The sequence below is a fragment of the Aliidiomarina shirensis genome (assembly GCF_003987345.1).
Lineage (GTDB): Bacteria > Pseudomonadota > Gammaproteobacteria > Enterobacterales > Alteromonadaceae > Aliidiomarina > Aliidiomarina shirensis.
In genome coordinates this window covers 126,613-132,792 of record NZ_PIPP01000007.1, presented here as the reverse complement: position 1 = coordinate 132,792, position 6,180 = coordinate 126,613, and the positions used below count along the sequence as shown (strand labels likewise).

Annotated in this window: 6 protein-coding genes and 1 rRNA gene; 5 read left to right on the top strand and 2 right to left on the bottom strand. The window is 44.9% G+C overall.

From position 1 onward, the window contains the following. Positions 1 to 3: 3 nt before the first annotated feature. The 5 genes from rrf to CWE13_RS12335 all read left to right on the top strand — a co-directional run bounded on the left by rrf (position 4) and on the right by CWE13_RS12335 (position 3,649). Positions 4 to 119 (top strand): 5S ribosomal RNA (gene rrf, locus CWE13_RS12355). 95 nt (positions 120 to 214) lie between these two features. Next, a complete protein-coding gene (locus CWE13_RS12350; RefSeq protein WP_126809086.1) occupies positions 215 to 745 on the top strand; it encodes a YaeQ family protein in 531 nt (176 codons plus the stop codon). A 126-nt stretch (positions 746 to 871) separates the two neighbouring features. Then, positions 872 to 1,867 carry a UDP-N-acetylmuramate dehydrogenase gene (gene murB, locus CWE13_RS12345; RefSeq protein WP_126809084.1) on the top strand — a complete coding sequence of 332 codons (996 nt, stop codon included), beginning with the start codon at positions 872 to 874 and terminating at the stop codon, positions 1,865 to 1,867. Beyond that, a complete protein-coding gene (gene birA, locus CWE13_RS12340; protein WP_126809081.1) occupies positions 1,864 to 2,844 on the top strand; it encodes a bifunctional biotin--[acetyl-CoA-carboxylase] ligase/biotin operon repressor BirA in 981 nt (326 codons plus the stop codon). Before murB ends, birA begins: the two co-directional genes overlap by 4 nt. Then, a complete protein-coding gene (locus CWE13_RS12335) occupies positions 2,822 to 3,649 on the top strand; it encodes a type III pantothenate kinase (RefSeq protein WP_157980969.1) in 828 nt (275 codons plus the stop codon). Before birA ends, CWE13_RS12335 begins: the two co-directional genes overlap by 23 nt. Before the next feature lie 66 nt (positions 3,650 to 3,715). Here the strand turns inward: CWE13_RS12335 and nspC are convergent, their stop codons facing one another. After that, the gene (gene nspC, locus CWE13_RS12330; protein WP_126809077.1) at positions 3,716 to 4,852 is read right to left on the bottom strand and encodes a carboxynorspermidine decarboxylase; all 1,137 of its coding nucleotides are present in this window, start codon (positions 4,850 to 4,852) and stop codon (positions 3,716 to 3,718) included. Between the two features lie 69 nt (positions 4,853 to 4,921). After that, a complete protein-coding gene (locus CWE13_RS12325; protein ID WP_126809075.1) occupies positions 4,922 to 6,124 on the bottom strand; it encodes a saccharopine dehydrogenase family protein in 1,203 nt (400 codons plus the stop codon). Positions 6,125 to 6,180 lie beyond the last annotated feature (56 nt).

Genomic DNA, 6,180 nt, shown 5'->3' with positions numbered 1-6,180 from the left:
TTGTCTGGCGGCCATAGCGACGTGGAACCACCTGAATCCATTCCGAACTCAGAAGTGAAACATGTCAGCGCCGATGGTAGTGTGGGGCCTCCCCATGCGAGAGTAGGACACCGCCAGGCTCCTATTAAATAGAAGAGCCCTTCGCGTAAGCGAGGGGCTTTTTTATTGCCTAAATTCGCCTACAATGTTCTTCCTCAACGGAAAAGGAACTATTATGGCTCTACAAGCAACTGCTTATAAAATAGCACTCGATATTTCAGATACGGATCGTGGGTGCTATGAACAGGTGAAGTTCACCATTGCCCGCCACCCATCAGAAACAGAACTACGATTAGTTGCCCGAATCCTAGCGTTCGGTTTGTTTTATCACGAGCGCTTGGAGTTTGGACGTGGGCTTTCGGAAACTGAAGAGCCTGCACTATGGCAAAAAGCGTTGCACGGTGATATCGAGCATTGGATAGATGTTGGCCAGCCCGATCTAGATCGTATAACTAAGGGAAGCAGAAAAGCTGATAAATATAGTTTATTGGTTTATGGTAATGCTCGAATGTGGGGCGAAAAAACACTCCCCTTAGCAGCCAACTTAAGTAATGTTAGCATCTTCCAGTTACCCGTTGAGCCTATGGAAGAGCTTGTGAAAGCCGTTACTAGGAATTCACATTGGGGTTTTATGGTTACCGATGGTGTGCTCTACATTAGCCATGGGAATGAACAAACCGTTATCGAGCTTAAAGCATTGCTGTAATGGCATAGTTGTTTGCTAATTCTATATGCGTTTTCCTCGATTAAGTAGATGTAAAACTAAAGCTTTTTGCCCTTCAGCTGTTAAAATAAATGCATTGATCTTTACGATTCTGGCGGACCATATAAAGTGAATTCACTAGCAAAGTTCCATAGTTTTGCATTGCCAGCTGAGGCAAAGCAAATAATTATTCTCGAAACACTGACGCAATTGCCAGATATAGTTTGGACGAATGATACGTGGATATTAGGTGCCGGTAGTAATACTATTTTTACTTCTGATTATTCCGGCACAGTGTTAGTTAACCAGCTTTTAGGTGTTCATATTCAAGAAACCAGCACGAGATGGTTGATAGATATTGCGGCGGGTGAGAATTGGCACTCGCTCGTATTGAATCTTGTTGAGCAAGGTATTTTCGGTTTGGAAAACTTAGCTCTCATACCTGGAAGCGTTGGTGCAGCTCCTGTGCAGAATATCGGTGCTTACGGTGTGGAGATAAGCCGGTATATAAAATCGGTTCAAGTATATAATTTTAAAACACATGAATTTTCAACGATGAACAATGCCGATTGTCGGTTTGCGTATCGTGATAGTATTTTTAAGTTAACCGAGAACGCTCATCTTTTAATTACTTCGGTTCAACTCGAGTTACCAAAGAGTTGGCAACCAGTATTAGATTATCCCGATTTATCTTCACTTCCCCGCGATGCTTCGGCCGAAGCTATCATGAAACATGTAATCAATGTACGGAATGCCAAGCTCCCTGATCCCGAAAAACTACCAAATGCGGGTAGCTTCTTTAAAAATCCAATAGTTTCCAAAGCGTATTATGAAGAATTATTGGCGACATACCCGGATATGCCGGCATTCGTGTTAGACAAACATTCTGTGAAGCTTGCCGCGGGCTGGCTAATTGATCATGCCGGTTTAAAGGCGCTTAACGTTGGAGATGCTGCGGTTCATCAACGGCAAGCTTTAGTTTTAATTAATAGAGGGCGAGCTAGCGGAAATGACTTGATCACCTTAGCGCGTGCAATTTGCACCCGAATAAGCGAAAAGTATGGTGTATATCTTGAACCAGAAGTGCGTTTGCTCGGGCAAAACGGTTTGTTGGAAACGCTATGAGTACACACGATCTGGATTCACGTTTGGTATTGCGCTTAGCTGATGGTGAATTTCATTCTGGGGAACAATTGGGTGCTGAACTCGGCGTAAGCCGCGCAGCCGTGCATAATCATATTGAAAAACTCACTGCGCTAGGCTTAGATATATTTCGAGTCTCCGGTAAGGGCTATCGATTATCAAAGCCATTACAGCTGCTGAATGAGAACGGAGTACGCGCTAACTTACCAGCCGAGCTAGGGAATTTGCCTATTCACTTGCATCACGTTACCAGCTCAACGAACGATGATATACGCGCTATTATTGCCGCAAACCCAGCGCCCGGAAGTTGTGTACTTGCCGAAATGCAAACCCACGGCCGCGGGCGCAGAGGCAAGCAATGGCACTCACCATTTGGTAATAATCTCTATCTATCTATTTATTGGCCATTATCGCAGGGCCTAAACGCCGCCATGGGCTTGAGTGTAGCGCTTGGCTTGGCAATTGCCGAGGCATTGAGCGCGGCAGGCATCGACAAGGTTAGTGTAAAGTGGCCAAACGATGTGTACATCGACCGTAAAAAGGTTGCAGGAATACTTGTCGAACTTGAAGGACAAGCTGGTGGAGAAGGGCAGGCTATAATAGGTATTGGGTTAAACTTAGAAATGGCCGATGCCGGAAATACCATCGACCAACCTTATACCTCAGTTGCTGCTCATTTGAATACTCCAGTAAACCGGAACTGGTGGGCGGGGGAATTGATTAGCCATTGTATGCAAATGCTTTCAGTTCATGATGCCGAGAACCTAAAAAGTTTGCTGGATGTTTGGCGCCGCTATGATCATTTTTATCAGAAGCCAGTTAAGCTCATACTTGGTCAGCATGAACAAGAAGGGATATGCCAAGGAATAGATGAATTTGGCGCCTTACTCGTACAGCAAAATGATGGGCTGAAACGTTATTTTGGAGGTGAAATTAGTGTCCGCAACGCTACTGCTTGAAATCGGTAACACCGCCTGGAAACTTGCGCGCTTTTATGAATATCAAAAGCCGGAGTTTCTTGCCAAGGGCTATGGCGTAGATGCGTTGTTTAGCGCATTGGAAGCTTATGATTATGATGCGTTAGCGCTTGCAAGTGTTGGCGCGGAAGAACAAATTGAACGCATAAAGCTTTTTGCGGAAACCAGCAATAAAGTGCTCTATCAAGCACGTACAACCACAGGTTTTGGAGTTCAACATTGTTACGCTCAAGTAGAAACCTTGGGCGTAGATCGTTGGCTCACATTATTGGTAGCAACATCGGAAAAAACGGCAGCGATTATTATTGATGCAGGCACGGCTATTACACTTGATGTTATTGATGCTCATGGCAACCACTTAGGCGGTTGGATTGCTCCGGGTATGAGATTGATGCAAGAGGCACTGATAAATAAAAGTTCGAGATTGCGCGTTTCTAATGATACACCCAACGAGTTGCTTGGAACCGCAACTGAGCGAGCTATTCATTTGGGCTGTAGGGCGTCGTTGAATGGTTTTGTAGAGCAAGCCCTATTAGCCGCAAAAACGGCCGCAAAAACGGCGGCAAAAGCTGAATTAAAGGCGCACGAAGAAACGGAAAATGAAGCGATGAAGGTTTGGCTTACTGGCGGTGATTGCCAATACCTAGGCAACGCAATGCTAGATGAGGTTGCGAGTAACCACACATATCCGTTAAACGAATTAGATACCGCGGAACAAAGGCCCGATCTAGTGTTGGAAGGCTTAGCAATTTGGTTTCAGCATGAGAGCAAAAGAAAAACGGATTAACGTTCACATTAATCCGCTTAATTCATTATTGCTTATGCTTTGAAGGCTAGGCTTAGAGCCGTAAACTCATGAGAGCCGCGCTTTAAAATCAGCATAGGTAAATTTACGCACCAACTCAAAATCACCATTACTGCGCAAAATACCAATCGAAGGGTGCTCCACACCATTAAAGAAGGTGGTTTTTACCATGGTGTAATGCATCATATCTTCAAATATTACTCGATCACCGGCCTTCAGTTCGTTATCAAAGCTGTATTCGCCGATAACATCACCCGCCAAGCAACTATTTCCGCCTAGCTTATAGGTATGAGCCTTCACGGTAGGTAAATCTGCGCCCGTAATCGCTGGGCGATAAGGCATCTCTAGTACATCCGGCATGTGTCCGGTAGCGGAAATATCGAGGATCGCGATCTTGCCTTGGTTCTCAACAATATCGACAACTTCTGCTACCAAAGGCCCTGTTTGCCACGCAACCGCCGAGCCGGGTTCGAGAATGATTTCTAAATCGTAGGTTTCACGTAAACGCTTCAACTGCGCGATTAAATGGTCAGTGTCGTACCCTTTACGGGTCATTAAGTGCCCACCACCAAGATTTAACCACTTCATTTGCGGTAACCATTTGGCAAAACGCTTTTCTACTGCAGCTAACGTGCGTTCAAGAGCAAAGGAATCACACTCGCACAGATTATGCACGTGGAAACCTTCGATGCCGGTTAGATCAGCGTCTTCTAAATGAGCTGCTAACACGCCCAAGCGAGAACCCGGAGCCGATGGGTCGTAAAGTTCTGTATCGGCTTCCTGATGCTCAGGGTTGATTCTGAGGCCCATGGAAACACCTTTGGCTGCAACTTGATCGCGATAGCGGTGCCATTGGTTAATACTGTTAAACGAAATATGGTTGCAATGGCGCAACAACACTTCGATATCATAATCTTTGTAGGCTGGCGAATACGCATGAACTTCGGTGCCAAATGTATCGGCAGCTAGTTCCGCTTCCCACGCTGAACTTGCTGTACAACCTTTCAAATACTTCCGCACAATTGGAAAAGAACTCCACATCGAGAACCCTTTCAGCGCCAAAATAATTGTTGCACCACTTTGCTCTTGCACGTGCTGCATTAACTCTAAATTCTTGATTAGTTTTTGCTCTTCCAACACATAACAGGGAGAGGGAATTGTTGGCGATAGAAAAGGATTTGTCATGGTTGCTGCATCTCCAAAATAAGCAAAACCGGCTCCGAAGAGCCGGCTATATCGAACCGTTGTACCGAATTAATCCTGCAGAGGATTTTGGTCAACTTCAACTACCTGCCATGGCAGGCCGTATTTGTTCAAACGTTCCATAAACGGATCTGGATCGAACTGCTCCATGTTATACACACCTGGCTTCATCCAAGTGCCTTCTAACATAAGCGAAGCGCCAATCATTGCTGGTACACCGGTGGTATAAGAAACCGCTTGTGCGCCTACTTCAATGTTACAAGCTGCGTGATCGCAGTTATTGTAAATGAAGATAGTTTTCTCTTTGCCATCTTTTAAACCAGTGATGTAAGTACCGATACAGGTTAAGCCTTCATAACCTTCAGCCAAAGAACCTGGGTTCGGCAACACAGCTTTCAAAAATTCTAACGGTGCAATTTGCTGGCCATTGTAATCAATTGGTTTAATTGATGTCATGCCAATGCCTTCAAGAACTCGCAGGTGATTCAAGTAAGCTTCACCAAACGTCATCCAGAAGCGAGCACGCTTAATCGTTGGGAAGTGCTTAACGATTGATTCTAACTCTTCGTGGAATAATAAGTATGAAGCACGAACACCCACACCCGGATAATCTAAATCTTTGCGAACACTAATCGGGTCGGTTTCAATCCACTCGCCATTTTCCCAGTATTTACCGCGTTGGGTGATTTCACGAATATTGATTTCTGGGTTGAAGTTAGTGGCAAAGGCTTGGCCATGATCACCACCGTTGCAATCAACGATATCTAGGTAGTGAATTTCATCAAAATAGTGCTTCGCCGCATAAGCGGTAAATACGTTAGTAACACCCGGATCAAATCCCGAACCTAATAACGCCATTAAACCTGCTTCTTTGAAGCGCTCGTGGTATGCCCACTGCCAGCTGTATTCAAATTTAGCTTCATCTTTTGGCTCGTAGTTTGCGGTATCAAGGTAGTGCACGTTAGTTGCTAAGCATGCATCCATAATTGGCAGATCTTGATAAGGTAGAGCTACGTTGATAACCAAGGCTGGTTTCACTTTTTCGATTAAAGCAACCAACTCATCCACGTTATCGGCGTCTACTGAATAAACGCCGACAACACGGTCTTTGCCAACTTCGGCTTGTAACTTTTCGCACTTAGAAACAGTGCGCGAGGCCAAATGAATTTCGCTGAAATACTCTGGCAACATTGCACATTTTTTTACTACAACACCGCTTACACCGCCGGCGCCAATAATTAAAACTCGAGACATTGTATTCATCCCTTTATCTTGATGAGATTCTGTATAGAAAACGGGCGCGATTTTGC

Coding starts and splice junctions, on each gene's coding strand:
- CWE13_RS12350 (WP_126809086.1), top strand. CDS start 215: ATGGCTCTACAAGCAACTGCTTATAAAATAGCACTCGATATTTCAGAT.
- birA (WP_126809081.1), top strand. CDS start 1,864: ATGAGTACACACGATCTGGATTCACGTTTGGTATTGCGCTTAGCTGAT.
- nspC (WP_126809077.1), bottom strand. CDS start 4,852: ATGACAAATCCTTTTCTATCGCCAACAATTCCCTCTCCCTGTTATGTG.
- CWE13_RS12325 (WP_126809075.1), bottom strand. CDS start 6,124: ATGTCTCGAGTTTTAATTATTGGCGCCGGCGGTGTAAGCGGTGTTGTA.